Source organism: Bartonella sp. AA1HLJMS, from assembly GCF_042197445.1.
Classification (GTDB): domain Bacteria; phylum Pseudomonadota; class Alphaproteobacteria; order Rhizobiales; family Rhizobiaceae; genus Bartonella.
In genome coordinates, this window is record NZ_JBHIRW010000013.1 from 22,680 (window position 1) to 49,230 (window position 26,551).

Here is a 26,551-nt window from a genome sequence, read left to right on the forward strand (position 1 = left end):
TATGCGCCAAGAACGAAATGGGAGCATTAAGGAACCAACTTCAGCAGATAGTAATATGATCCAATGAATTGATCACTCTGCTGAACCACCATGCTAATATTCTTGATGGATTATCTCCAAAACTTTTAGCGATCATTTCTGATGATCTTCTTCAGTGGATGCTCAGCGGTTTAACGCCCCCTCCTCAATTTGATAACACTTTGGCTGCTTTCAAAGCCCCATTACCAGATGCTCCCTTGTTTTTCTTGGCTCCAATGCGTGCAACAAATGGACCTGATCCAGAAGGATTCCAGCTGGAATTAGTTACAGGATATCGTCATGAAACGGCCTATCTTTCTGACGCCTCGAAATATACAAAGAATTATCTATCACCATTTCAATGTATAAAAATGGGAATAGCATCAAAGGGATTTTTAGAAGGCAAGTTCTATTCCCAGAATCTGTAGCGGCTGCTCAAAAAATTGATAAGCAAGCATTTGCTTTGTTTTTTTTCAGTAAATTCTTTGATATTTACAACAAGCAAACAATTGTGGAAGCTGAACGTTTACTCGGTCGAGATAGTAAATTCCTGTTCGGTCAATTGCATAGTCGTAACTTATCCAAAGAAGACATTTACGATGCTCGCTGTTTGTGGGGCTATTATCATGACTATGCACATCATACCGGACCGCGGCCATTGGATAAAAATCTGTATATAAAATTAAATTGGTTTACAGGTCTTCTAGAAGAAACTAAAGTTGATTTAATTACAGTGCGTATTATGCTACAAAATCATCCAAAATTTTGGAAAGAAATAACTGAATTTATCCTATTAGAACGCATATTTCGTTATCCAAAAGATTCTGATCAGCATATGACATTCGATGCTGGTACAGGGATCTTGCTTTTTGAAATATTGATGCGGAACAAAGCATTGATTGAAACAAATCAAGGTTATCTTCAATTTGATTTGGAGCGTCTTGAAAAAGTAATAATATTGATGATAGCAGATATAGAAGCACTTGAAGCATTAGATGATGACGCTTATTTGGCAGGAGCTAAAGATTATATCCAAAATAATCTTGGTAAGCCGCAAACTTCACAGTCACGATTTAATTTTTCAACATCATCTTATGCACAGCGAGTGATTAGAGGATTAAATCATTGAGTTTTATAAAAGGACGATTATTATTATTTACTTTTGCCATTCTAGCATTGTTTTCCATAAGTTGGTTATTATCTAAGAATTTGGTTAGCAATATACCCGTCATGCATGCGGTTGGACTTAGGTTGTTTTCCACCGCTGCTACCTTATGGCTGATTGCAGTATTTCGTGAGAAAGCTGTTTTCAGATCCATACCATTACTTTCCATGATACCTTCTTTTTTAATTCTCTCAGTGTTAGGATTCTCGTTATATTTTGTATGCAGCTTTGGTGCATTAAAATCACTCAAAGCCAGTGATTTAACCATGGTGCTCGCTACTATTCCAGGAATTACTTATATATTAGGTGCATTGACAAATGTCCTTAAATTCTCATGGCTGAAGCTTAGTGGAGTGATAATTGTCAGTGTAGCAGCTGTAGCATTCAATATAAACAGTGGAGAAAGTGGATACAACCTAATAGGAATAGCTCTTGCTTTAACAGCAGCCCTTTCTTACTCTGCTTATGGCTTATTGTCTAAACGTTATCTTAAAAATTTACCTTTGCTCACCTCACTGGCTTGGATCACGACAATTTCTGCAGCATCATTTATGCCATTATTTATTTTTGATCCTGCCCCACTCTTATATCTTAAGTTAGAAGATATATTTAAAATATTGATTTTAGGAACTGTTTGCTCGGCACCAGTTTACGTATTATACCAAAAAGTTTTAGCCGAAGGAGGCGTATTATACGCCAACACTATCGGCGTATTATCCCCTTTTGCAGTGGTTGTATGTGAATGGATAATCGGCTCGAGCCCTTCCCTCAATATGATCAAAATAATTGCTATGATTGTAGTTGTTATAGGGATGACACTCTTATTTATAGATGCATCAAAGGTATCTACATGGCAACAGAAACGTCGTGCCCAAAATTCCAAATTTAATGAGGAAACAAAATGAAAAAACTCGCGTTAGTTTGCCAGCGCAATGCAAAATTACCATTTATATTTGAAGCAGCACAAGCAGCTAATATCGAATTAATAATGATCTATGATACCGCTGAAAGCGCTCCCACTCAACACCCCGCAGCAGTCACTTCAACTTGGCAACTTCCTGTTTTTGATAACCCAGAGGCAGCTCTAGACACTTTTGCAACAGGAGCAAAAGAACGCAATATTGCTGGGGTTATGACCCTTCGCGAAGAAGCCATCCTATGGACAGCTTTGGCTGCAAAAAAAATCAATACTCCAAGTATTGAACCAGAAGTAGCAGCATTAACCAGAAATAAATATCTCATGCGTCAAACTTTCGCTAAAGCAGGCTTAAGAACACCAGGATTCTTTTATATAGATCATCCAGAAGACCTATCAAAAACACAAGCCTTGGATTATCCAGTCGTTATTAAACCTGTCTCTGGATGGGCAAGTGCAGGCGTCATGTTAGCTAAAAATTCCGCTGAACTTCCTGATCTCATTAAAGCCGTATGGAATGTTCAGCATAAAGACATGGCACGTTTTAATGATAAAAGTAAACCTGTAGGCTTAGTCGTAGAACAGTATTTGCCAGGAAAAGAGTTTGTCGTAGAATGCTTTGTTGATACAGCAGGTGTACACGTTCTATCCGTTGGAGACAAGGGACAGCCTGAGGGACCATGGTTTGAAGAAACAATTTATCGTCAACGATGTGATATAGATGATCCTTTAATTATTGCTTTATGTGAGGCTGCATGCTCTGGAGTTAAAGCTCTTGGTATAAATATGGGTGCTGCCCATGTAGAGCTACGCCTAGATGCTAATAATTTACCTTATATCATTGAGATAGGCGCTCGTATAGGTGGATCAGGTGTTTCCCATTTTATTGTTGAGCAAGGCACAGGAATTTCATTTGCAAAACTATGTATGAATGCCGCTTTAGCTGAAAAAAACTTAGACCTTCCCGATATACTCCCAGCTAAAAAAGTGGCGGCAAATTATATTATTCCTCTTCATGGGTATGGACGGTTTTCTGGATTTTCAGGTCTAGATAAGGTTGCACAGCATCCTCAAACCGCCAGAACTATCATTTTCTTTGAAACCAATCACATTTCACCACCTCCACCAGCATTTGGTGGATATCCTGGTTTTATTTTCTCTGTTCATAACTCAAACGAAGAAGCACGCAATTACCATAAATGGCTCGATGATACCTTAAGCATCATATGGAAACACCATGTTTATCAATAGCCCGATAAAGATATTTTTACTGTCCCTGAACTTTGATATAAATCTTATCGATACAAACGAAATTACAATGCGAATGCGATTGCCTAAAACTTTGCAAACGTTTTTCCATTAAAGATGCATATTTAAAAAAAAACAGGAATTGAGGAAGATATAATCTACTTTTACACCCCATTTTAATAAAAGCTCTTCAATGTTTCTATATTTGAAACAATAATAAGAACTTATGAACGATTTTTTTGATACGATCAACCTCTTCTCCCCACGTCTTAAAAGAAGAAAAAAATCTTATCTCCCCACTTTGATATAAAACTTATATTTCATATCTATTTAACAAATAAGACAATGATCTTGTTCATATATTCAATACAGCCATTAGAACAATTTTTTTAAAGGATTTATCTTTATTAAGAACTGAAGATATTGAATTTGATGTTAAAAGTGATCATGCTTTACCACTTTTCTTATTATCCATCGACAACAATGCAAACGATACGAACAGCTTCAAAAACGCTTTTTGCAAAATTTTAAAGCAAAAAAATACGCATCATCCACGAAACGATAGAGCTGTATATTGCATATATCCCCTCCTTTGCTTAACAGCAAAAGCTTTTAATCAACAGTCAATGTCTCCCTGCCTTTCATGATTGATATCAGCGACCTCAAACGCCAGTCTTTACAACATGATAGGATAATAAGGCTACTATTTTAAAAAGCTGATGACAAACACATCCCCAATATTTATAGCAAAAATAACACAAATAGATTTACAGTCTCATTATCATTTTTTTTGAAGCATTTAAGCTCCCCTATCAATCAGATAAAAAATAAATCAACGTGATCCTTCCATACCTATTAAAACACATGATACCATTATTAAAAGAAGCAATTAAAATTGCTGCATCATCAATGGTTTAAATCACGACAATAAAACAAAACTTTAAAAATCACATTTATTATTTTTAAAAAGATTTATTAAAAATGATAGCGCAAACCACCAGAAAAATGAACTCCAGAAAAACCAGCCTTGGTTAACCTATGCTGATAGCTAAGATCACTGTGAAGTGTAACTTTAGAAGAAAACTGCGCATTGATACCCAAACCTGTTTCTAAGGAAGAACCGAAAGAACCCAACTGGAAAACATCTTTAAAATGAACAAATTGTTCTTTATCAAAACAATGAGCAAAATGAATATTGCCATAAAAAGAAGTGATCCAATCCTTATCAGAGGCTGTAAATGTTTTACTTAAACGCCCACCAACACGCACAAACCATTGATCTATTTTTTTCATCTCAACATCAAATCCATCAATATCACGAAACTTATCAAATTGAAGATGTTGATAAATAAGCTGAAGTTGTGGATCAAAAATAAGATCTTTATATCCTGTCATAGACACTTTACCAGCAGAAAACGACACGTTCAAAGGATTTGCTTTGAATGTCGCCGTCTTACCCCAAACACGGCTACGCACATCCCCTTTAAACAAACCATAAGATAAAAGACCGTCTACGTAAAAATCAGTGTAATGTTTCACACTAGCATATGCCGTAAATGACCATTTATTAAATGTACTCTTTTGACTTTGTTCCACGTTATGAGGTTGTAAGGAAAGCTTTCCATAGGTTCCCATAATCCCAAAAGATGTCGTACTATATGCACCATCTATTGTTTTGAGCAAAATATCTGTTTTTATAGCGTTATAATCAACATGACCATCGTACCCATATTTAAGTGTAGAAAGATCTGAGACATAACGATAACTCCCACCATAACCGTGGACAGATAAAGCAAAGTTCCCTTCAACTTTTAATAATTTACGAGGAATAGACCGCCTAACTTGCAACTGCTTTTGTTGATGACTAATATCCATGAGCCCAACATGAAACAAAGCATTTGGTAACAAAAGATAGGTCAGAACTTGTGGAACAACCTCTCTGACCTTTAACTCAGAAGGGGGAATAGCAGACACCTCTAAAACAGGCTGAATATATTTACTTTCAAGGCGAAAATCCCAAAAATCTCCATCTCCTTCAACCAATCTTTGAGAAGTTTGTGCATTTCCAAGAGCAGAAGCTGGACCATAAGCATGAAGATAATATTGGTAAGGCAAACCCTCTAATGCGATATAAGCACGATTTAACTGAAAAGAATCCTCTGCCGCTTTTCCAGAAACCTGAATAAGTGAAATACTATGAGCATTTTCACCGGTTGCTATCTCACCCTGATTTCCTGCAACAAATTGCACATAAACTGTTGTTTTTCCAGAAACATCACCATGTATTAAAAGCCGATCAGTTTTTGTATTATCAAGCAAACCATCCCTACTGAGATACGTATTGAGATAAATATCTGCCCTATCTTGCGCACTATAAACTTCTTTTTCTCCCTTCCCAATATGAAGTGTCTGATACTCCTGAAACATTGGAGTCTCAAAAGCAATAAAACTATCAGAAACTTTCACAAATGAAATAGACGAACTTGTACGGTTTGCAACTTGCAAATCGATCTCTCTTCTTTTTGTCAAAAACCATTTTGATCCCCTTGTTAAATAAAGCTCAGCAATAGAATCATCGGCAACACGAGTCCCTCCTATCAATGAAGAAGAATTAGCCAAAATCGCTACACTTCCCCCTTTTTCAGCTGTTAATAATAAGTCACCAAAAATTTTTGTACCTTCTGTTACTCCAATATAAATACGACTGTTATGGCTATGAACAGCTGTCCCATCTGGAACCTCAAAAATCGTCCTTTTCAAAAAGACAAGCCCCTGTTCATACGCATCATTTTCCCCATCCCTCTCAAAATATATACCTTGTTTGTTACCTATTGCTTTAATTGTTGAATCTTCAATATTAACCCGCGAAATTAAAATATTTCCTTCCCTGCCGTTATTGGATGGCGTGTTAGAATCTTGTCCAACTGTTAAAATATGAACATCCGTAGAAATAATATTCGTATTTTTTACATAAACAGAACCCTGATGTTTTACATTGAAAACTGTATGTATAATTTTTTCATTTGTATTTTCTTTGTCTTCTGTTTTTTGATATTTTGAAGCAATGGTAACACCATCTAAAGTCGCACTCCCCCCTCTCCCCACATAAAGCGCAGCAGCATCATTCACATCAATAAATCCACTTTTCATCTGAATACCCGCATCAGCACTAACGAAAAGAGCACTCTCTTGACCGATACCCAAACCTTCCACTTTAATTTTTGTATTCGTTAACGTAACAGATGCTCCTCGCTTCTCTGCATAAGCAGCAATCTGAGAAGCCTCAATTGTTCCACGATTAACCTCAATCATTCCACTATCAGCTTTAAGACCTATTGATACATTTTTAAAAGCTGAATCGCTCAAAACAATTTTTCCCCCTTGTGATACAAAAACACCATAAATATCTTCTATACTTGCAGTCCCTTCAACCTCTACACGCATTGCCTCAATAACTGTATTTGGCTCCTGTACTACTATAGCAGCAGGTAACATGAGAGAACGATCCTCCCCATTCTTTTTTTTAACAGGCGCCGTGAATTTATATACTTTATCACTAATTGTATGCTTTGAACCATCACTGCATTCATAAGGTAATTTGTTTTTGTCACATGACAGTGATGTATATGAATGAGAATGTGCCTCAATATTTATATTTAACAAAAAAGAAAAAATAGCTGCTGTAAAAACGCACGAATACAAGTGATTGTTAGATACCTTGACTATCATTGTTTTTCAAAACTTTCTTTTTTCAACAAAAACAAAAAATGCTGGCAAAAAAATAAACCACAAATTAAACACAACAAGAATAAAACGAACAAAATTATTTTATTTTTATGATAAATTACAGCATTCAATAATATGTTTTGTGTTTTATGTAAAGAAAGAACAAAAAGTTTAAAAATACCATTTAGGAGGACAATCCCTCTAAAGAAGGCATCTCAAAAACCGCTGAAAACTGCAATTACAAAAGGCCCAAAAACCAATCTTAAAAAAACGTGAAAAAATGCGAATTTTGAAGAGATATAATATTCAATTTATCTCACCACCGAAAAATAAAAATACAACAAAATGAGAATAACTTCTAAGATTAAACGATTAAAACGTTTTAATAAAACACAGCACAAAAAGATACAGTATACGAAATCTATAACCGCATCATCTCTTCAACTACAACAAAAAAACAAGAAATTGCACACTAATGTATAAGCTGATGTACACAATTTCTATATTAAAAATGCTAGATATCTAACAAAGAAATTTGAATAAATAAAAAACTTCTCCTAATACCCTATCATCAATGATTTGAATTAATAAATGTAATATTTTAGATCTTTTGATAAAATCTAAAATACAGTAAAACACTCACCATTCTGAACTTAAAAAACACCAAAATAAAATTTCATCAAAATTAGCTCTATGAAAGCTATCTGTTTATTATCGTTAAGGAAGATATTTTAGCAAAGCTATTATTTGCCATTCTTTATATTGAATAAATTTCTCTAAACAACAACTCACTCTCCTCGGCTAGCATCATCTGACAACAACACTATTGCCAATCTCGTAGCTGATGAATATAACTACATTAGAGACAAAAGAGCTATATCTCTCTTCTCCCGTTTAATATTTTTATTTAATTATTGCTTTAAAAATTAACGTTCTACTGTTGATGATCACTTGTGCAAAGCTTTTTTTATTTTCTGGCGCTTTTTATCATTTTCAAAACGTAACATCAAATCTCGCTCTTGTTTTGTCGAATTGGTTACACCAAAAGTATCATTGTCCATAACCTGCTGATACCCTGCTACCATTAAATTGACTAAAAATGAATCACTTCGCGGCGTTGATGAAAAATAGATTCCCTTTGAATCTTGTAATTTGTACCGATAACCTGCTTTAGTCATGCACTCATAAACTGCTGCAAAATCACTTGCACGCGAATCCATATTTTTAGAAGAAGCGTAGATTGGTTTCCAACCACATTTTGACAGTGCTTGTTGGACCATAGACTTACTGACACCAGACTTTTCCCATAATTCTAACGTCGATGGGGGAGGTTTGCTAATACACCCAGCAGAGCTTAATAAAATTATAGCAATCAATAATTTCAATGTTTTTTTCATTTCCCCCTCCGTCAATATTTACGATAGAAAGACTGATAAATCTTCTAATATTTTCTCACACGCAAGATGACTTTTGTTAGCATATAGATATTGAAGAAACAATCCCACCCCCCATGCAAAAACAAGAATGGAAGGATTTTTGATTACAGCAGCCTCAATACTTAAGGTTGACATTCAGGTTGTTCTTTATGCTCTTCACAATGAGGACTATTCAAGCGCCTCTCTACACTTCGCTGAGGAATAACAGCATCAGGCTGACAAATTGGAAGATTTTTATATTTCTCACACCACTTCATTCTTCCCAATTTATCTTGGAAACCTGCTTGGATCATACATGCATTCACAGACTCCTCAGCATTGAATTTCTCATCAGTACTTGTTTCTGTATCAAGACGACCATCAAGATGCTGTATTCCACATTCTAACAGAGCTTTTTTGATCTCAAGCTGATCAGCACCGGATTTTTCCCATGCATCTACAGCTGTTCGAGAAGGCTGCTCAGGGTAGCATCCAGCCATAACAAATAAGGTTATCCCGCTTAATAATTTTAAAATCTGCTTCATTTTCCTATCCTTGAGTAATTTTGATATTACGAAACAATCTATAAATTATTTTACATACTGTTTTTTATTTCCAAAACAATGATGAACATTATCAACCTATATTATTTTATCTTTCCGAAGATTATGCCATAATTATTATATCAAAAATACGGTAAAATTATTACTAAAATCATCTATCTATCAACGATATGCTTATAATTATTATCAATATTTTGATTACAACCAAAATAGATATTTTATATTATTGCGCCAACAGTTGTGGTACCCATAAATAAATAGCATTGACATGCTGAATTAAGCCCCCCCCGCGTACGGGTATGAGAAACATGAAGGTAGGGATTGTGATCGTCACAAACAGCAAGACTTAAGGTTTGCATTCAGGTGCATTTTTATATTTTTTACAAAAAGGGCTGTTCAAGCGCTTCTTGACACTGCGCCTCGGGATGACAGCGCCTGAACGACAAATCGGCAAGTTTTCGGCTCTAAAAGTATAACATGGCCCACCCGCTCTTGCTACCTCTTCATCTTTATAGCGGAAACCTGATTGAAGCATGCAAGCATAAATTGTTGCTTTTGCATTGATGCTCTGCTTTCTATTTTCTGGATCGACATCATAAGGAGTTGGCATACCACATTCTAACAAGCCTTTTCCTATCTCTGTAAAATCTGCTCCTGGCTTTTCCCACGCACTCAAATACCCTCCAGGAGTTTTATTAAACTGACATCCGGCTATACTCAATAGAGTTATCGCACTTAATAATTTTAAAGTTTGTTTCATTTTTTACTCCATGATTTAATTCAAGGCTTTTGTTCTAAATGAAATGTGCCATAAAACTTTTGGCATTTATAATCCACATCTCCAAGACAGGTATGGGAATTTATGGGATTTGTAGCCACTCTCTACCATTCTATCAAAAAGTTACTACCAGCAGGTATTGTCTCGTAGGTATAGCCATTACCGCCAATCCATCGGCTTACAAAGTCATATCTATACCCATCAAAAACCTGTTTCATGCGTCTGTGAATGGCTGCTATGATGGTCTGTCATGCCAACAATCGTCATACTTTCCCCCATTACATTGATATCTTGACCAGAAATCATATGAGAAGCAATAATCGTAGCATCTCATTGTACATCCATATCAAATTTGCCTGTTACCTCAAGGATAAACGGAATCGTTGTTGTGTGTGTTTCAGAGCTATTGGAAGACTTCTCGTGTAAAAAGCCACTTTCCGATGATTGTTTTTTCTGGTCGTAGTGTTCTTGAGCGCCTTTTATGATAATATTGAATAATTTTGCACCGAAATACAGTTGCAGAATGCATTTTGTCCGCCTCCACTTGTAATAAAAACTACTCTCGTATCGATATTATAAAAAATAAGTTTAATCCTTCCTCTTGTGAGAGCAATAACAATAAGAATCGTAAAACTTTCACACGTTCATTGTTCTTTTTAATTTACTCTTCTATGAGATTTTATTGTGATACCTTGCTGCTGTTTATTAAAGTTTTTATAAAAACAATGATACAATGCCTCATGTAACTTTGTTATCCACTATTTTCTACCAACGCCAATCCTCTTTGAGAAAAAATACATAAAGAACTTTATCTTCGCTTCTAAAAGCAATAGTAATTTTCTAAACAACAAAATTTAAGCAACCAATTTTTTAAAGAGCTTAAAAAACAATTCTTACAATAACTTCTCTTGTAAAACAGAACTTCATTAATACGTTTAGAAAAAGATATCTGCCTATAATCTTGTATCTGGTAAAATCTATTTGCGCTGTTAGGCATTTTAACCTGAAAGACTTATATTGATGGCACAGCTCACCATCAAAAAACGTCTAATATTTATATGATTTGGTCGTTACCGTAAGCAATGGCTCACAAAAACTTCCAAAGCAAAATAATAACGAGCAGATTTTTTCAATCTAGATTGTTCTAATCTTTAGAGAAAACAATCAAACACCTGTTCTCCTGATGACATCAGCTATTTGTTTTGAGTTTTTTCTCTATTCACATTTTATTCAGCTTCTTTTGCTTAAAATTATAAAGTTTAAGTGCATAGAAACAAATAACAAGCCAAGCAATCCAAATAACACCTATAATTAAAACTGGTCGTGTCTCATCAAAATACCATAGGAGAATAAAAATAAAAACCATAAATAAAATAGAAAAAATCGATCCTATTGGCCAAAATGGAATGGGAAATTTTAAACCATTCTGAGCTTCTTTAGGCATCTTAATTCGCATAAAAAATTGTGACAGTAGAATCATCATCCAAACAAAAACTGTCGCAAATGTTGCCATTGCGGCAATAAGAAAAAAAAGCTTTTCATGATAAAAATAATTAAGGACAGCACCAAGAAGAAAGATACCGAAGATCATCAAAATAACAAAAACTGGTATACCATTTTTTGATAAATATTGAAACTTTTTTAAAGCATAACCTTCCTGCGATAAACCATGGATCATACGACAAGCACCATACATTCCACTATTCATTGCTGAAATAGCCGCTGTAACAACAACAATATTTAAAATATTTGCTGCATACGAAATCCCAAGATTTTCAAAAATGGATACAAAAGGGCTATCCATAAGACCAATCTCATTCCAAGGATAAAGAGACATTAAAATAGCTAACGTCATGACATAAAAAAGCAAAATACGAACTGGAGTAGAATTAATTGCCTTTGAAATCGTTTGATGAGGGTTTTGAACTTCCATAACTGCCATGCCAATGATTTCTATGCCACCAAAAGCAAAAACAACAACACTAAAGCAAGCTAAAAAACCAAACCAACCATTGGGAAAAAGTCCACCATTTTTCCATAAATTATGAACAGTAACAGTAGAAAAATCTGCACCTTCACCCCACCCCCAAAAAATAATTGCTATTCCTAAAATAATCATCGCAATGATAGCGATAACTTTAATAGAAGATAGCCAAAACTCTAGTTCACCATAGACTTCTACAGCCGCTAAATTAATACCTGTGATGATTAATGTAATACTCAGTGCCCATACCCAAGGAGCAACATCAGGATACCAAAACCCCATATAAGTCGCAAAAGCTGTAATATCAGCCAAACCAACAAGAATCATCTCAAATACATATGTCCATCCCGTTAAAAAACCTGCTAATGGTGATATGTAATTTGCCGCATAACGAGCAAAAGAACCAGGCAATGGATTATGAAGTATCATCTCTCCTAGAGCCCGCATAACCATAAAAATAGCTAAACCAGCAATACAATAGGCAATCAAAACACTGGGACCCGCAAGCTTAATTGCCTGTGCAGACCCATAAAAAAGACCTGTTCCAATAGCAGAACCAAGAGCTAAAAAAATAACTTGGCGCTTACTCATACCCCGTTTCAGTTCATTTATTGCCATTTCTTTCCTTACTTTTTGAAATGCTGACAATCCACACCACGATAACAGCCCTATGATAAATAAAGCCTCATGTTTCTTTCACAAATATATTTCAAAAAACATCGAAGACCAGCCAGTCCAACACTTTGCTCTAAACAATGAAAAAATACTTTTATTGCGAATTATTCAGCTTTTATAGCCTACAATTTCGTATTATTTTATTCAAATAAAGTGATAATGAATTTTTTCACAATTGTCATTTAATTCATTTCGTATTCTATAGTTTTTTACAGAGAAAATTAACCTTAATGTAAGCTAAACTTTTAGGCTTCTATTTCGGTGCACTGAAATAGAAGCCTAAAAATTCATAACAAACACATTAACTACGCATAAAATTAATTTTTTGTTACTTTAAGCAAACTTTCTTTAAGCCCATAAAACAAACTTTTTATGCCAATTGAATAGCTCAATCAATGATAATACGAATCTCGCAATTCTTCAAAAGCATGAGAAAATTTATCTACAACCCATCTTTTAAGGACTCCAGCTGCCTTAACGACAAGCTTTCCAATGAAAAAAAAATATACGATAAAAAGAGCATCTTTGATTGTTGGTCCGATGATAGCGTTCTCATTACCTCTGGGAATTTGCCCTGAGATAGCAATAAAATCTTTGTTTTTCGCTGAAATAAGAGGCTCTTTCTCTTGAGCCACTATCATAATGAAAACTTCCTCTGGAAAGCTAGCTCTCCTAAAATTTGCATGAATCTCAAGAATTTGAGAGAAAAAAAGAACTGTTATTGAAACACATAATTTAGCACTTTTAAACATTCTTTTCTCCTTTTTTATTTTAAATATCAAAAATGAACTATAAAATTCATAAAGTATTAAAAATAAGAAGAATATAAAATAAAAATTTTATTTTTACTTGATACAATACATATATCATAATTTATATTTATAAAAATACAATATCACGAATATATAATTCGTATATATTATTTAACTTATATTAAAATTTCTGATATAAATCAGAAAATATAGGTGCTTTAATTTTATAGTTTCTATAAAATAACAAAATATCTAGTTAACTACAAAAATCAGATATATACAGTAATAAATATATAATTTATTAAATAATTCAAATATAGTATTGCTCCTCTATATTTTCATATGAGGAAGTTTCAAAATTCAATATCCTCCCTTCAGCATTGACCTTAAAACAAATACTATTGAAAACTTAATGAAGGAAAAATTGTTTCTGGTAAAACAGATAATAAGTGCCCTTCACGCACAAGTATATGTCCTTGATGAAGATCTGGAGCCAGATAGCGATCTTCCTTAAGAGAAGCAACATTTTTTCGTAAACATTCCATAACAGATTGCAAAAAAGTACTTGTTTTTAAAGGTGCACGATATTCAATTCCTTGTGCCGCAACAAGCGTTTCAATGCCAATAAGTGTAAAAAGGTTTTCACTCATGACCAATAACCGACGCGCTCCATGGCAAGCCATTGAAACATGATCTTCTTGATTAGCTGAAGTAGGTGTTGAATCAACGGAAGCAGGATAGGCCATTTGCTTATTTTCAGACATTAAAGCTGCTGCTGTTACTTCAGCGATCATAAAACCTGAATGAAGACCTGGATTATGCGCTAAAAAAGCTGGAAGTCCATAAGAAACAGCTGGATCAACCATAAGAGCAATACGCCGCTGAGAAATAGATCCTATTTCACATAAAGCAAGAGCGATCTGATCAGCAGCAAATGCTACAGGTTCTGCATGGAAATTCCCACCTGATACAACTTCACCATTCCTTAAAATCAAAGGATTATCTGTAACAGCATTTGCTTCAATAATCAGTGTTTTTGCTGCTGCCAGCAAAATATCAAAACATGCCCCCATCACCTGTGGCTGGCAACGTATACAGTAAGGATCTTGTACACGCTCATCACCCCGTAGATGTGCTGCACGAATTTCTGAATTCTCTACAAGTTTTTCTAATGTTTTCGATACGGCAATCTGCCCATAATGTCCTCGTAAAATATGGATATCAGGATGAAATGGCGCCGTTGACCCCATGAGGGCATCTGTTGTCAAAGCTCCTGCCAGCAATCCACCACACAATGCCCGATAACCTCGAAAAAGACCGGCAAGTGCAAGGGCTGTTGAGGTTTGAGTCCCATTAATAAGAGCGAGACCTTCCTTTGCCTTTAAAATAATAGGGGACAATCCCGCTTTTTCTAACGCAGCTGCTCCACTCATACGAATATTTTTAAAAAATGCTTCTCCCTCTCCCATCATAACAGCCGCCATGTGAGCAAGTGGGGCGAGATCACCGGAAGCGCCAACAGACCCTTTTTCAGGGATGACAGGAATGACGCCTTTTGCAAGCATATTTTCCAGCAAATTTACCAATTCTAGACGAACTCCTGAAGCCCCTCTTCCTAAAGAGATAAGCTTTAAGCTCATTATCAAACGCACAATATTTTCAGCTAAAGGCTCTCCTACCCCACAACAATGGGACAAAATAAGGTTTCTCTGTAAAACAGCGACATCGTCCGCATCAATTTTAATGGAAGCCAACTTCCCAAAACCAGTATTAATACCGTACACAGGCTCACTTCCAGCAGCAATTTCAGCAATGCGCTGAGCCCCTTTCTCGATAGCTAAATGCGTGTCATTATGAAGTTTACTTACTTCACCATTAAAATAAATAGCTGCAAGCTCACTAAGCGTCACCTCGCTCGGTTTCAGTATAATAGTCATAATTTACTTTCTTTTTTTTTATCAAAGTATAACGTTTAGCATTATTGATCCTTCTATAAAACAAAAAAAACTATAACGACTCTTTAAAGCGAGAATGCTTTCTTAAAGGTATTCCTTACAATGGAGTTATTATCCAAAAGTAGAATAGTTGACGATAAATGAAAATGAAAATGAAATATTGACAAACACAACCAAGGTCATGGATTTTAAAAATAGATAACGCATTAATTTATAATTATAATCTAGCATGATTCATATTAAATGAGAGAGCGGAATATCTTTAGACTCTCTCATTCCAAATCTGTGTATGTTGAATCAATCAAAACCATTCGCTTGCACGTCATAAGCGAAATTGGCGTATGGATAAACTGTACAAAAAAGGACTACTCCTCTTATGAGCCGTGTCAAGAGCTGTCACAACATTGGGAAATGACAAAGTGTGTGATGGTGCAGGCTTATTCTTTTATGAAGCGTAAAGATGGAGAACTCAATGGATTTATCATCAAGCTATTCCTACTAAACTTATAAAAATCTTAAATAGATAGCTGTCACAATCTATCATGATTGCAAAAATTAAACTCTATAGAAAATTAAAAAACTTATTCAACACATCACAACAGAGAAGAAATTGAGCTTATTTGCCACTTCTAAAATTGTATTTAAAGCGCCAGATTAAATCTTGAAAAACACATCTTCAATAAAACCACATAAGAATCGGCCTAACCCGTTATTTAAAATAGAAAATAAAAGAAGTTTTCTTATATCAAAAAAAAATAATTAATATATTGTTTTATATTATATCTTTTAAACAGAGAAATGCTTCATATAGCATATTTATATTTTACTTTTTTGTTATACTGAATCTAAATTTAGAGATAATTTCAAAATGAGTTGTTTTTTTAAGGTTCTTCCAAGCCATTACCTTTTTTACTACAAATTTCTGATTATGATAATTTTTTGTACTTTTTCAGTTATTTTTGTCAAAATTTATTAAAAACACTCTCATTTAATAATAAAAAGCAATCATAAAAACAAAGAATTATCAAACATTTCTATTCAATCTACCTCTTTCCATTTTATAAAATAATCTGTTGTTAAACTGCAGTAAAGAAAGCGCTTCGATGCTATAATGCAGAGCATAAGTTTTCTATTTAAACTCTCTCATATTAAATGAACAATGAAAATCAGCGGTAATAAGATGTCAATGTGAATGCTGAAGAAGAAAAAACCTTTCTCTCTCAAAGTCTGACTTAATAAGGCGTTAATTTTCTGAATACCGCCCACTCTGATGTGTTAAAAGAGCAAAAGCAATCATCGATATCGGATTATCCTGCATACATATAGAGCTCACTTTGATACAAAAGCTCCAAATTGCCTTGCACTTCATATTTCTTTATCAATGCGACCAATTGCCGCAAATATTCTTCCCCATAGCAAGCAATAGCGCGTTGCACTTGCGTTGAAGAGCGGCTCATTCCAATAAAAGCTTCAGATGGGATCATCATCGTCCAATTGTGCGTATGAAAAGAAATCTTTTCTGGATCTACCCCAAAGCCATCACTCATTTCCTGTAAAAAATCAAAATTACGATAATAACGGGAATAATTTGGACTCATCTTCTCTAACAATGTCTCATAAGCCTCTAGAAATTCGCTATGCTTGAAATCACGATTATTTTGAATAACCGCCATGACACCATTGACCCGAAGTTGATCTGAAATAACGCAAAGCAATTTAGGGCGATCCATCCATTGAAATGCCTGCGCTGCAACGATAAGATCTACCTTGCCTATTTGAGGCAATAGATCTTCGGCTCGGCCCTGATACCACCGCACGTTCGGAAATTTTCTTCGTCCCTGCTTAATCATATCTTCCGATACATCAATAGCATGATATTGATGCTCGTTGCCTAAAAATTTAACAATCCCCTCTAATGCGATGCCTGTCCCAGCGCCTATATCCACGATGGACAAATTCTTTTTGTTCTTAAAAGGAAAGAGCATGGTTTTAAATAAAGTAAGGGGATAGCGAGGACGATAACGATCATAATCATTAGCCAATCCATCAAACTTTTCACTTTGCCGCTGAACACTTTCTATCATAGGACTTTGTCTCTCCTTACAGTTGCTGATATACATAATTAAAAAGTCTTTTTATCCAATACGTTAAGCATAACTTCTAAAGGAAGAAAATAGGAACTGCCCTTACCTTCTATTTTTCTATAAAATTGATCCTTACATTTTTCTCTTTTCCAGTTATTATCTGCACATTTTGAAACCCAAAACTCCTACGAAAATAATATAATTTTCTGTAATAATAATTAATATTAATATTATTGATCTTTTATAAGATGACATCTATATTACTATTATTATTTTAATATCAACAAGTCACTTAAGCGTACCTAAAACGCAGAGAGATATCAATTTATTGATAAATACGCCTGTTTATAAAGTTCAAAATACTTTCCACCAAGAAAATAAACCCTATATAATACATAAAATATCTGTGGAGACATCTTTATGTTAAATGTACAAACTTCTTCAATGTTTAAAATATTAAAAAAATTTCCAATCGTGATTCTTTTGGCATGGTTAGTGCCATTTTTAAGTGGGTGCGGATTTAATACGATACCAACAAATGAAGAAAAAGCACATGCAGCATGGAGTGAAGTGCTCAATCAATATCAACGTCGTATAGATCTCATCCCCAATCTTGTAGAAACAGTTAAAGCTTACGCAGCTCATGAACAAAGTGTTTTCACAAATGTAATTGAAGCACGTGCTAAAGCAACACAAGTCAACATTAATGCAGATATGTTGAATAATCCAGAAATTATGCAGCAATATCTCAAAAATCAAGCAAATTTATCAAGTGCACTTTCGCGACTTATGGCTGTTGTTGAAAACTATCCGGATCTTAAAGCAAACCAAAACTTTCTTGCTCTTCAATCACAATTAGAAGGAACAGAAAACCGTATTTCCGTTGCGCGCCGCGATTATATTGAAACAGTACGTGCCTACAATACTGCACTCAAAACAATGCCGACGATGATTTGGGCAAAGTTATGGTTTCGCGATGCTAAACCCATGCCAACTTTTACCATCGATACAGATAGCCAACAAACACCAAAGGTTAATTTTAATTAATGAAATCATTTCGATACTCTTTGCAACGTATTGTATTTCCAAAATTATGGGCTTTTATCTGCTCTCTGTATTTAGTTGCTGCATTGGGAAGTATCGCTTGTTCGCAAATAAAATTTCCTCATTTAACAGGTTATGTTAATGATGTGGCTCATTTGCTCGATAATGCAACCAAGGAAGACTTAACAAAAAAACTGGCAGCACTCGAAGAGAAAACGGGAGATCAAATTGTTCTTGTAACACTCCCTACTCTTTCGGGCAACGATATAGAAACGTACAGCAATTCTCTTTTTCGTACATGGGGATTAGGCCAAAAGAAGATCAATAATGGTGTATTACTGGTCATTGCACCGAATGAACGCACAGCACGTATCGAAGTTGGATATGGTTTGGAAGGAGAGCTAACAGATGCTCTTTCCTCTGTCATTATTAATAGCTTCATGATTCCTAATTTTCGCGAAGGAAATTATCAAAAAGGAATTGCTGAAGCAGTTGATGCAATTATCAAAGTTATTACAGAAAGTGATTCTGATTTTACTTTTCGCATCAAAGAAAAAGCTAAAATCGTTGAAGAACAACGTAAACAAGCTGAAAAAGAAGAAATGGTAATCAATGCAATTATGTTTTTAGCCTTTTTTATAATGTTTGGTCTTCCTATTCTTGCAATGATTTTTGGTAAAAAAGTGGGGCCACAAAAGTATCTCTGGCTGGGGATCATCTTCACACCTTGGTTTCTTAACTTAAGTGCCGGTGGCAGATATCCTGGTGGAAGGTTCGGAGGTCCTCGAGGTGGAGGGGGATTTAGGGGTGGTGGTGGATCATCAGGTGGTGGCGGTGCAACAGGAAGATGGTAAAAGGAACGTGGATTTTTAAGCGTAGCAAATCTTCTTAAGATAAAATTTTATGAACGTATTCTCTTTTATTCAACAATTCTATACCTTACTCTGTAATCACTTTTATTGATTACAATACAAACTCAAACATCAAGATAAATATTACCCATGACATGTGAATTGAAACATACAGATCGTAATCACTTATCACATCATTTTAATGCAATTCTAGAAAATCCACCCGTCGAATGGAAAATAAGCGATCATCTAGTTGAGTATCCTGAAGCTCTGCGTTATATGCAAGAACGTGTAGAAAAAATTCTTGCAAAAACTGCGCATGAACAAGTTTGGCTTCTCGAACACCCTTCCCTTTATACAGCGGGAACGAGTGCAAATAAAAAAGATCTTTTGGCGCCTAATTTATTCCCTGTTTATGAAGCAGGACGTGGAGGTGAATTTACATATCACGGTCCAGGACAGCGTATTGCTTATATCATGCTTGATCTTAAACGCCGGAAACAAGACATTCGTGCTTTCATTAGTGCATTAGAAGAATGGATCATACAGATGCTTGCCAACTTTAATATTAAAGGCGAACGCAGAGAAGATCGCGTTGGTGTCTGGGTTAAACAGTCTCATTGCCCATCAAAACAAAATGATCTTTCTTCCGAAGATAAAATTGCAGCTATTGGCATTCGAGTGCGCAAATGGATAAGTTTTCATGGAGTTTCTATCAATGTTAATCCTAATTTAGCCCATTATTCAGGAATTGTTCCTTGTGGAATTACAAACCACGGTGTAACAAGCTTTCTTGATCTAGGTTGCCCTGTAGCAATGCATGATATTGATATTGCTCTCAAACACGCTTTTGAAAAAATTTTTGGTCCAACAATCGATGTTTCCTAAGTGCATTGATTTTTAAATAAAAAACAGGCATAAAATTATTTTAATAAATATTTGATTTTATGAGGTGGATAGTTAAACGCTATGAGCGATAACAAAAAGGATCTTTTTAGTGTTTTAAATAAAGCCCAATCTCGGGTAAATACAAAAGAAAACACTCTGCAGTCTCCAATGAAATCAAACGCGATGATTTCAAGAAAAAGTGCAAAAGATACGCAAGAAGATGACTATAATGCCCTCTCTATTCGAGTTCTTGAGGGTTTAGAGCCGGTACGTTTACGCCCTGGAATGTATATTGGTGGAACAGACAGTAAAGCGCTTCATCATTTATTTGCCGAAATTATTGATAACGCGATGGATGAAGCTGTTGCGGGTTATGCAGATTCTATTGAGGTCTCATTAGATAGGAACGGTTATATAACCGTTACAGATAATGGACGCGGTATTCCTGTTGAAAATCATCCTCAAATGCCTGAGAAATCGACTCTTGAAGTTATTATGACACAACTCCACTCAGGGGGAAAATTTGATGGAAAGGCTTATCAAACTGCAGGTGGACTTCATGGAGTAGGAATTTCTGTCGTCAATGCTCTTTCTGATGATATGGAAGTTGAAGTTGCACGAGAACGAAAACTTTACCGCCAACGTTTCTCACGCGGTATTCCTCAATCTGGATTGGAAGATCTGGGAGATGTTTATAATCGTCGTGGTACACGCGTTCGTTTTCATCCTGATCATGAAATTTTTGGTGAAAAAGCAGCTTTTGATCCAGAAAAAATCTATAAGATGACATGCTCCAAAGCCTATCTTTTTGGTGGCGTAAAAATTCGCTGGTCTTGTGATCCCGTCATACTTGAAGGCGCAAAAAATATTCCTGAAAAAGCTGTTTTTCATTTTCCCGATGGGCTTAAAGACTATTTACTTTCGTCACTAAAAGATGAATATCGAGTAACGTCAGAAATTTTTTCTGGCAAAACACAACACAATAATGGCCATGGCTCCGTTGAGTGGGCTATCGCTTGGCATGGTGGTGATTCTTGTGTGCAATCTTACTGCAATACGATTCCTACAGGAGAAGGCGGAACACATGAAATAGGATTACGTCAAGCTCTTTTGCGTGGATTGAAATCCTACGCTGAGTTAATAGGAAACAAGCGCGCAACGATTATTACGTCTGACGATATTATGATTTCAACAGCCGCAATACTTTCAGTCTTTATCAGTAACCCTGAATTTGTTGGACAAACAAAAGATCGATTAGCAACCATTGAAGCACAGCGTATCGTTGAGAATGCAATTCGCGATCCTTTTGATCATTGGTTAGCAAATTCCCCACAAGAAGCAACAAAACTTCTCGATTGGGTTATCGAACGTGCTGAAGAACGTGTTAGACGACGCCAAGATAGAGAAATAAGTCGAAAAACTGCTGTCCGTAAATTACGTCTGCCCGGTAAACTTGCAGATTGTAGCCAGAACCATGCTGTGGGTGCTGAACTATTCATTGTTGAAGGGGATTCTGCAGGAGGATCTGCTAAACAAGCAAGAAATAGAGCAAACCAAGCAATTTTACCTCTTCGTGGTAAAATCTTAAATGTCGCCAGTGCTGCACATGAAAAAATGAACTCAAGCCAAACAATTAGCGATCTGATCCTTGCTCTTGGATGTGGAACACGCTCCAAGTATCGTGAAAAAGATCTCAGATATGAACGTATTATCATCATGACAGATGCTGATGTTGATGGTGCTCATATTGCGTCACTGCTCATTACCTTCTTCTTTCAAGAAATGCCTGACCTTATTCATCAGGGACATTTATATCTTGCCGTCCCTCCCCTTTATAGAATATCGCAAGGAGGAAAAGTTGCTTATGCTCGTGACGACATTCATAAGGATGAATTGCTCAAAACTGAATTTACTGGAAAAGCTAAAATCGAAATCGGGCGTTTTAAAGGGCTGGGTGAAATGCGCGCAGAACAACTTAAAGAAACGACTATGCATCCTCAAAAACGTACATTGCTTCGTGTTTCTATTGATGCCGTGGAAATGCAAGAAACGAAAAAGACTGTAGAAAGTCTCATGGGAACAAAACCAGAAGCACGATTTCGTTTCATACAAGAAAACTCTACTTTTGCTTCTAATCTAGACATCTAATATAAAAAATATCCCTTTCAAACCACTGCAGCTGCGTCAATCACGCGCAGTTGCGGATTGATCGTTCCATTCCAATAATTCAAACTAAGATGACCAGCTAAATGAATCATTTCACCAATATTTTCAAAAAGAAAATCACCTAGCGATGTCCCTACAGCACGAAAAGCTATTCCTTGTAGTTTTTTTCCTTCAACATTAGATACAATGAGGCGAAGATGTCCTTTACCAACTTCAGATAGATTCACCAGTCGATGAGAGGGAAGAACAAAAACAGGTGTTGCATTCCCTGCCCCAAATGGCCCTGCTTTTTCAAGCAATTCAAACAGCGCTTCATTAACACCAGAAGCAGAAAGAGAACCATCTATACTAAGAGATTTTTTTGCACGCAACTGTGAAACCATTAAAGAAACTTTTTCTTCTAGCCATTTTCGAAAAATTTCAATTTTTGTTGATTGAATTGTAATTCCTGCTGCCATACTATGCCCCCCTCCTTTTTCTAATAAATTTAATGTAACAGCTTCACGAACGATTGCTCCTAAATCTATACCATTAATTGAGCGTCCCGACCCTACGCCATTTCCATCTTCTTTCAAAGCAATAGCAAAAACAGGACAAAAAAAACGCTCTTTGAGGCGGGAAGCAAGAATACCAATAATCCCCGGATGCCATTCTTTATGAGAAATTACAAGTGACAATGGTATTTCTTGACCTTGATAAAGAGAAGCAATATAGGATTCCGCTTGTGCTAATTGAATATTCTCCATTTCTTGTCGTTCTTGATTAAGCCGATCTAATTGTTCTGCTATTCTGTCCGCTTCATCTTTATTCTCACAGCTAAGCAAACGTGCTCCCAAAGCTTGATCACCAATGCGCCCTCCTGCATTAATTCTAGGACCTAATAAAAAACCTAAATGAAAACTATTAAGCGGCTCCCCTATTCGTGCAACCTTTGTTAAAGCTGTTATTCCTAGATTATGCATAGAACGAGCAACTTGAAGCCCTTTTAACACAAAAGCACGGTTAACCCCCTGTAATGGAACGACATCACATATGGTTGCCAATGCAACAAGATCAAGCATACTTAAAAGATCAGGCAGCGGTCCTTGGAATTGTTTTTTCCGCAGCAAATGATGAACCCAAGCTAACGTAACAAAAACAACGCCAGCTGCACATAAATGCCCCTGTTTAGAAAAATCATCAGGACGATTAGGATTGACCAGAGCAACAGCTTCTTGATGAATCTCTGACATTTGATGATGATCTAAAATCACAACATCAGCACCAGCAAGCCTCGCTGCTTTTACGGCATCAGGACTGTTTGCGCCACAATCAACAGTGATAATTAACCGAGCGCCTTCTTGCACAAGCATCCTCATTGCTTGTTCATTCGGACCATAGCCTTCAACAATACGATCAGGAATATAAATTTTGACTTCAATACCAAAATAACGAAAAAAACGCGCTATGAGTGCCGATGAACAAGCACCATCAACATCATAATCACCAAAAACAGCAACCTGTTCTTGATTGAAAAGAGCCTTAACAATACGCTCTGCAGCGCATTGCATATCCCTAAAACTTTCTGGATCAGGCATAAGCGTACGTAATGTTGGATTAATAAAAGCAACAGCCTCAGCTTCATCCACATCTCTTGCTGAAAGTACTCGAGCTAACTGATCTGGAAAGCCAAATTTTTGAGAAATAGCGCGCGCGTTATTTATCCCTTGAACATCAAGGGCATCTAACCAAGCTTGACCACAAGCAGAAGATTCAACATTGAGAAAATAACGAGACCACTGCATTATTTCTTATTTTATAATGAAGAACGATAAAATACAATCATGCGTTAAAGATAAAATAGTCTTTTGCAACATTCATTTTAAGTTTAAATGGTCTACAAACTTCTTTTAATGGGGTATTATAATACCTTTCTTGTAACATATTGTTTTATAAAGTTTTTATTTTCTCTTGACGTCAATCAAAAGACATTATATCAGAGTAAGTAGTATGCGTTAAATATTTCGCTATGGTAACAATTTTCAACGCAAAACAGTAAAAATTCCCTTATATTAAAAGGGTTCGAATAAAGGATACTTCTATGGCAACTTTTTCACAAAAGCCAACTGAAGTGGTGAAAAAATGGGTTATTATTGACGCAGAAAACCTTGTTTTGGGTCGTCTTGCCACATTTGTTGCTAACCGCTTACGTGGCAAACATAAAGCTACATTTACTCCACATGTTGATGATGGTGACAACGTTATTGTCATTAATGCAGATAAAATAGCTCTCACTGGCAAAAAATATACGGATAAAAAATATTATTGGCATACCGGCTATATTGGTGGAATCAAACAACGTACAGCACGTCAACTTCTTGAGGGGCGTTTTCCCGAACGCGTTATTGAAAAAGCAGTAGAGCGCATGATTCCTCGAGGGCCCCTTGGTCGCCGTCAATTGAAGAATCTACGTGTTTACGCTGGAAGCCAACATCCACATGAAGCACAACAGCCTGAATCTCTTGACGTTGGTGTTTTAAACCGCAAAAACAAAAGGATTGCTTGATTATGGCTGAAATTAATTCTCTTTCTGAGCTTAGCATAGTAACAAGTATTACAGAAACACATGAAAATGTTGTTCCTGTTCACATGCAGAAGCTTGATTCACAAGGACGTGCTTACGCAACAGGAAAGCGTAAAGACGCTGTTGCGCGTGTATGGATTAAACCAGGTTCTGGAAAAATCACGATCAACAATAAGGAATTTGACAAATATTTTGCTCGTCCTGTTCTTAGAATGATTCTTCGTCAACCAATTGTTGCAACAAATAGGGATACCCAGTTTGATATTATTGCAACCGTTGCAGGCGGTGGTCTTTCTGGACAAGCCGGTGCAGTGCGCCATGGCATTTCCAAAGCTTTAACCTATTACGAACCAGAACTTCGCTCAATCTTGAAAAAAGGTGGGTTTCTTACCCGGGATAGTCGTGTTGTTGAACGTAAAAAATACGGTAAAGCAAAAGCACGTCGTTCTTTCCAATTCTCAAAGCGTTAATTTCAATTTTTGCAATGCATAAAGCCTCGGACAAAAACGGGGCTTTTTTAAACTGCTAAAACAGACTTTTAGATGAATGTAGGAACAAATCTATACCGATTAGAAAAAACAAGAATGCAAAACAACCTCTTCTCTTAAGATAAAAGGCAAGAAAAATAGACCGAAAAAATTCAAAACTTCAGTTTCAATTTTTTAAATCTGTTTTACTAACTTGTAATATATCGACGTGCTAAAGCACAAAAATATTTACGCGACAACTTTAGCAATCTTATAAGCTTTTCAATATTTTTTCTATCATCACTTAACAAGCTTTAGTCCAAGAAATGCTTTACCATTGTAATAAAATGAGGGACAGAAATAGGCTTTGACATATATTCTTCACATCCACTGGCACGAATTCGCTCCTCATCGCCTTTCATAGCAAAAGCTGTTACAGCAACAACGGGGATTAATCGAAGTTCTTCATCTTCTTTTAATTGTTTAATAACATCTATTCCAGAGACCTCTGGCAACTGGATATCCACAAGGATAAGAGATGGCATTGATGAACGCGCCAAATCTAATGCCATAAGACCATTACGCGTTTCAACGGTTTCATAACCACTCGCTTCTACAAGATCGCGAAATAACTTCATATTAAGCTCATTATCTTCCACGATCATGACTTTTTTTGACATTCGTATAACTCCACCCTTCTCAGATAAAATAGAGAAATAGAAATGAATCCACATTCTCTTTGCTTAAGATAAAATGATAAAATGAATTGTAAACCACAAAGAGATTAAAAGATTCCAATAAAAGCATTTTTGCAAATATTTGTAAGACGCATCGCTATACTTATTCAGTTCATCAACATAAAACCCACAAATAGTCGTAAGATTGTGTGACCTTGTATTTTTTGAGTTGATATACAAAGTTTATGGATATCTCAATTAATGCATTCGCGTTTTCATCATAAAAAAATATCAACCACAAACTTAGCTCAAATGCGCATTTTGAAGAGAAAAAAATTTAAGTAAATTTAAAAAGCAACTGATTAGCTGAATTTAATGCACCATATACTGGCATCCACAAAACAATATCTTAATGATATAAAAGGATAAACTTATCAAGGTCATTAAGATTAAAAAAAATAAATAAACCGTGATTAAATATCACGGTTTATTTAATATAAAACATTCAATAACAGCATAATTCAAAGTTTATCAAGGATAATATCTTTTAATTCAAAGCCCATGAACTATGAGCAAAAGCATCGAATGTTCTTCCACCTGTCTCTCTGTTAGGACT

At 35.7% G+C, this 26,551-nt stretch carries 20 protein-coding genes and 1 pseudogene; 10 read left to right on the forward strand and 11 right to left on the reverse strand.

Annotated elements, in window-relative coordinates:
- Window positions 1-68: 68 nt before the first annotated feature.
- The 4 genes from ACFIQE_RS05130 to ACFIQE_RS05145 all read left to right on the forward strand — a co-directional run bounded on the left by ACFIQE_RS05130 (window position 69) and on the right by ACFIQE_RS05145 (window position 3,350).
- Window positions 69-446, forward strand: coding sequence for a hypothetical protein (locus tag ACFIQE_RS05130; RefSeq protein WP_375707344.1), 378 nt, complete (start codon window positions 69-71; stop codon window positions 444-446).
- A complete protein-coding gene (locus ACFIQE_RS05135; RefSeq protein WP_375707345.1) occupies window positions 380-1,147 on the forward strand; it encodes a DUF6421 family protein in 768 nt (255 codons plus the stop codon). Before ACFIQE_RS05130 ends, ACFIQE_RS05135 begins: the two co-directional genes overlap by 67 nt.
- A gap of 80 nt (window positions 1,148-1,227) precedes the next feature.
- Window positions 1,228-2,088, forward strand: a complete 861-nt coding sequence (locus ACFIQE_RS05140; RefSeq protein ID WP_375707349.1) for a DMT family transporter — start codon at window positions 1,228-1,230, stop codon at window positions 2,086-2,088.
- Entirely contained in the window at window positions 2,085-3,350 is a 1,266-nt protein-coding gene (locus ACFIQE_RS05145; protein ID WP_375707346.1) for an acetyl-CoA carboxylase biotin carboxylase subunit family protein, read from the forward strand. The genes ACFIQE_RS05140 and ACFIQE_RS05145 overlap by 4 nt, the downstream gene beginning before the upstream one ends.
- 972 nt (window positions 3,351-4,322) lie before the next feature.
- Here ACFIQE_RS05145 and ACFIQE_RS05150 read toward each other — a convergent pair.
- The 9 genes and pseudogenes from ACFIQE_RS05150 to ACFIQE_RS05190 form a co-directional block, all read right to left on the reverse strand.
- On the reverse strand, window positions 4,323-7,076 hold the full coding sequence (locus tag ACFIQE_RS05150; RefSeq protein ID WP_375707347.1) for an autotransporter outer membrane beta-barrel domain-containing protein: 2,754 nt from the start codon (window positions 7,074-7,076) through the stop codon (window positions 4,323-4,325).
- A 944-nt stretch (window positions 7,077-8,020) separates the two neighbouring features.
- The gene (locus ACFIQE_RS05155) at window positions 8,021-8,470 is read right to left on the reverse strand and encodes a hypothetical protein (RefSeq protein WP_375673796.1); all 450 of its coding nucleotides are present in this window, start codon (window positions 8,468-8,470) and stop codon (window positions 8,021-8,023) included.
- A 161-nt stretch (window positions 8,471-8,631) separates the two neighbouring features.
- Window positions 8,632-9,033 (reverse strand): hypothetical protein, encoded by a 402-nt coding sequence (locus ACFIQE_RS05160; protein WP_375613121.1) that lies wholly within the window; start codon window positions 9,031-9,033, stop codon window positions 8,632-8,634.
- Between the two features lie 364 nt (window positions 9,034-9,397).
- Window positions 9,398-9,811: a hypothetical protein gene (locus tag ACFIQE_RS05165; RefSeq protein ID WP_375611503.1), complete on the reverse strand. Its 414-nt coding sequence runs from the start codon at window positions 9,809-9,811 to the stop codon at window positions 9,398-9,400.
- Window positions 9,812-10,033: 222 nt separating this feature from the next.
- Window positions 10,034-10,321: pseudogene (locus ACFIQE_RS05170) on the reverse strand (hypothetical protein); the annotation flags it as partial.
- A gap of 727 nt (window positions 10,322-11,048) precedes the next feature.
- Complete coding sequence (locus tag ACFIQE_RS05175) at window positions 11,049-12,431, reverse strand: amino acid permease (protein ID WP_375613124.1); 1,383 nt, start codon at window positions 12,429-12,431, stop codon at window positions 11,049-11,051.
- Window positions 12,432-12,880: 449 nt separating this feature from the next.
- Complete coding sequence (locus ACFIQE_RS05180; RefSeq protein WP_375673798.1) at window positions 12,881-13,270, reverse strand: hypothetical protein; 390 nt, start codon at window positions 13,268-13,270, stop codon at window positions 12,881-12,883.
- 368 nt (window positions 13,271-13,638) lie between these two features.
- Window positions 13,639-15,177 carry a histidine ammonia-lyase gene (hutH, locus tag ACFIQE_RS05185; RefSeq protein WP_375630120.1) on the reverse strand — a complete coding sequence of 513 codons (1,539 nt, stop codon included), beginning with the start codon at window positions 15,175-15,177 and terminating at the stop codon, window positions 13,639-13,641.
- A gap of 1,325 nt (window positions 15,178-16,502) precedes the next feature.
- Window positions 16,503-17,279: a class I SAM-dependent methyltransferase gene (locus ACFIQE_RS05190; RefSeq protein WP_375621419.1), complete on the reverse strand. Its 777-nt coding sequence runs from the start codon at window positions 17,277-17,279 to the stop codon at window positions 16,503-16,505.
- Between the two features lie 420 nt (window positions 17,280-17,699).
- Here ACFIQE_RS05190 and ACFIQE_RS05195 point away from each other — a divergent pair, with 420 nt between their 5' ends.
- From ACFIQE_RS05195 to parE, 4 genes are all read left to right on the forward strand, one after another.
- Window positions 17,700-18,326, forward strand: coding sequence for a LemA family protein (locus ACFIQE_RS05195; protein WP_375621420.1), 627 nt, complete (start codon window positions 17,700-17,702; stop codon window positions 18,324-18,326).
- Entirely contained in the window at window positions 18,326-19,177 is an 852-nt protein-coding gene (locus ACFIQE_RS05200) for a TPM domain-containing protein (protein WP_375611497.1), read from the forward strand. Before ACFIQE_RS05195 ends, ACFIQE_RS05200 begins: the two co-directional genes overlap by 1 nt.
- A 147-nt stretch (window positions 19,178-19,324) precedes the next feature.
- A complete protein-coding gene (gene lipB / locus ACFIQE_RS05205; protein ID WP_375613128.1) occupies window positions 19,325-20,062 on the forward strand; it encodes a lipoyl(octanoyl) transferase LipB in 738 nt (245 codons plus the stop codon).
- An 81-nt stretch (window positions 20,063-20,143) separates the two neighbouring features.
- Window positions 20,144-22,210 carry a DNA topoisomerase IV subunit B gene (gene parE / locus ACFIQE_RS05210; protein WP_375621422.1) on the forward strand — a complete coding sequence of 689 codons (2,067 nt, stop codon included), beginning with the start codon at window positions 20,144-20,146 and terminating at the stop codon, window positions 22,208-22,210.
- 17 nt (window positions 22,211-22,227) lie between these two features.
- On the opposite strand, the gene recJ is transcribed toward parE, so the two are convergent.
- The gene (gene recJ, locus ACFIQE_RS05215) at window positions 22,228-24,012 is read right to left on the reverse strand and encodes a single-stranded-DNA-specific exonuclease RecJ (RefSeq protein ID WP_375640501.1); all 1,785 of its coding nucleotides are present in this window, start codon (window positions 24,010-24,012) and stop codon (window positions 22,228-22,230) included.
- 296 nt (window positions 24,013-24,308) lie between these two features.
- Between recJ and rplM the strand changes: the two genes are divergently transcribed.
- Both rplM and rpsI read left to right on the forward strand, forming a co-directional pair.
- Complete coding sequence (gene rplM / locus ACFIQE_RS05220) at window positions 24,309-24,773, forward strand: 50S ribosomal protein L13 (protein ID WP_375707348.1); 465 nt, start codon at window positions 24,309-24,311, stop codon at window positions 24,771-24,773.
- A 2-nt stretch (window positions 24,774-24,775) separates the two neighbouring features.
- Window positions 24,776-25,261, forward strand: a complete 486-nt coding sequence (rpsI, locus tag ACFIQE_RS05225; protein ID WP_375630114.1) for a 30S ribosomal protein S9 — start codon at window positions 24,776-24,778, stop codon at window positions 25,259-25,261.
- Between the two features lie 311 nt (window positions 25,262-25,572).
- On the opposite strand, the gene ACFIQE_RS05230 is transcribed toward rpsI, so the two are convergent.
- Window positions 25,573-25,938, reverse strand: a complete 366-nt coding sequence (locus ACFIQE_RS05230; RefSeq protein ID WP_375621424.1) for a response regulator — start codon at window positions 25,936-25,938, stop codon at window positions 25,573-25,575.
- Window positions 25,939-26,551 lie beyond the last annotated feature (613 nt).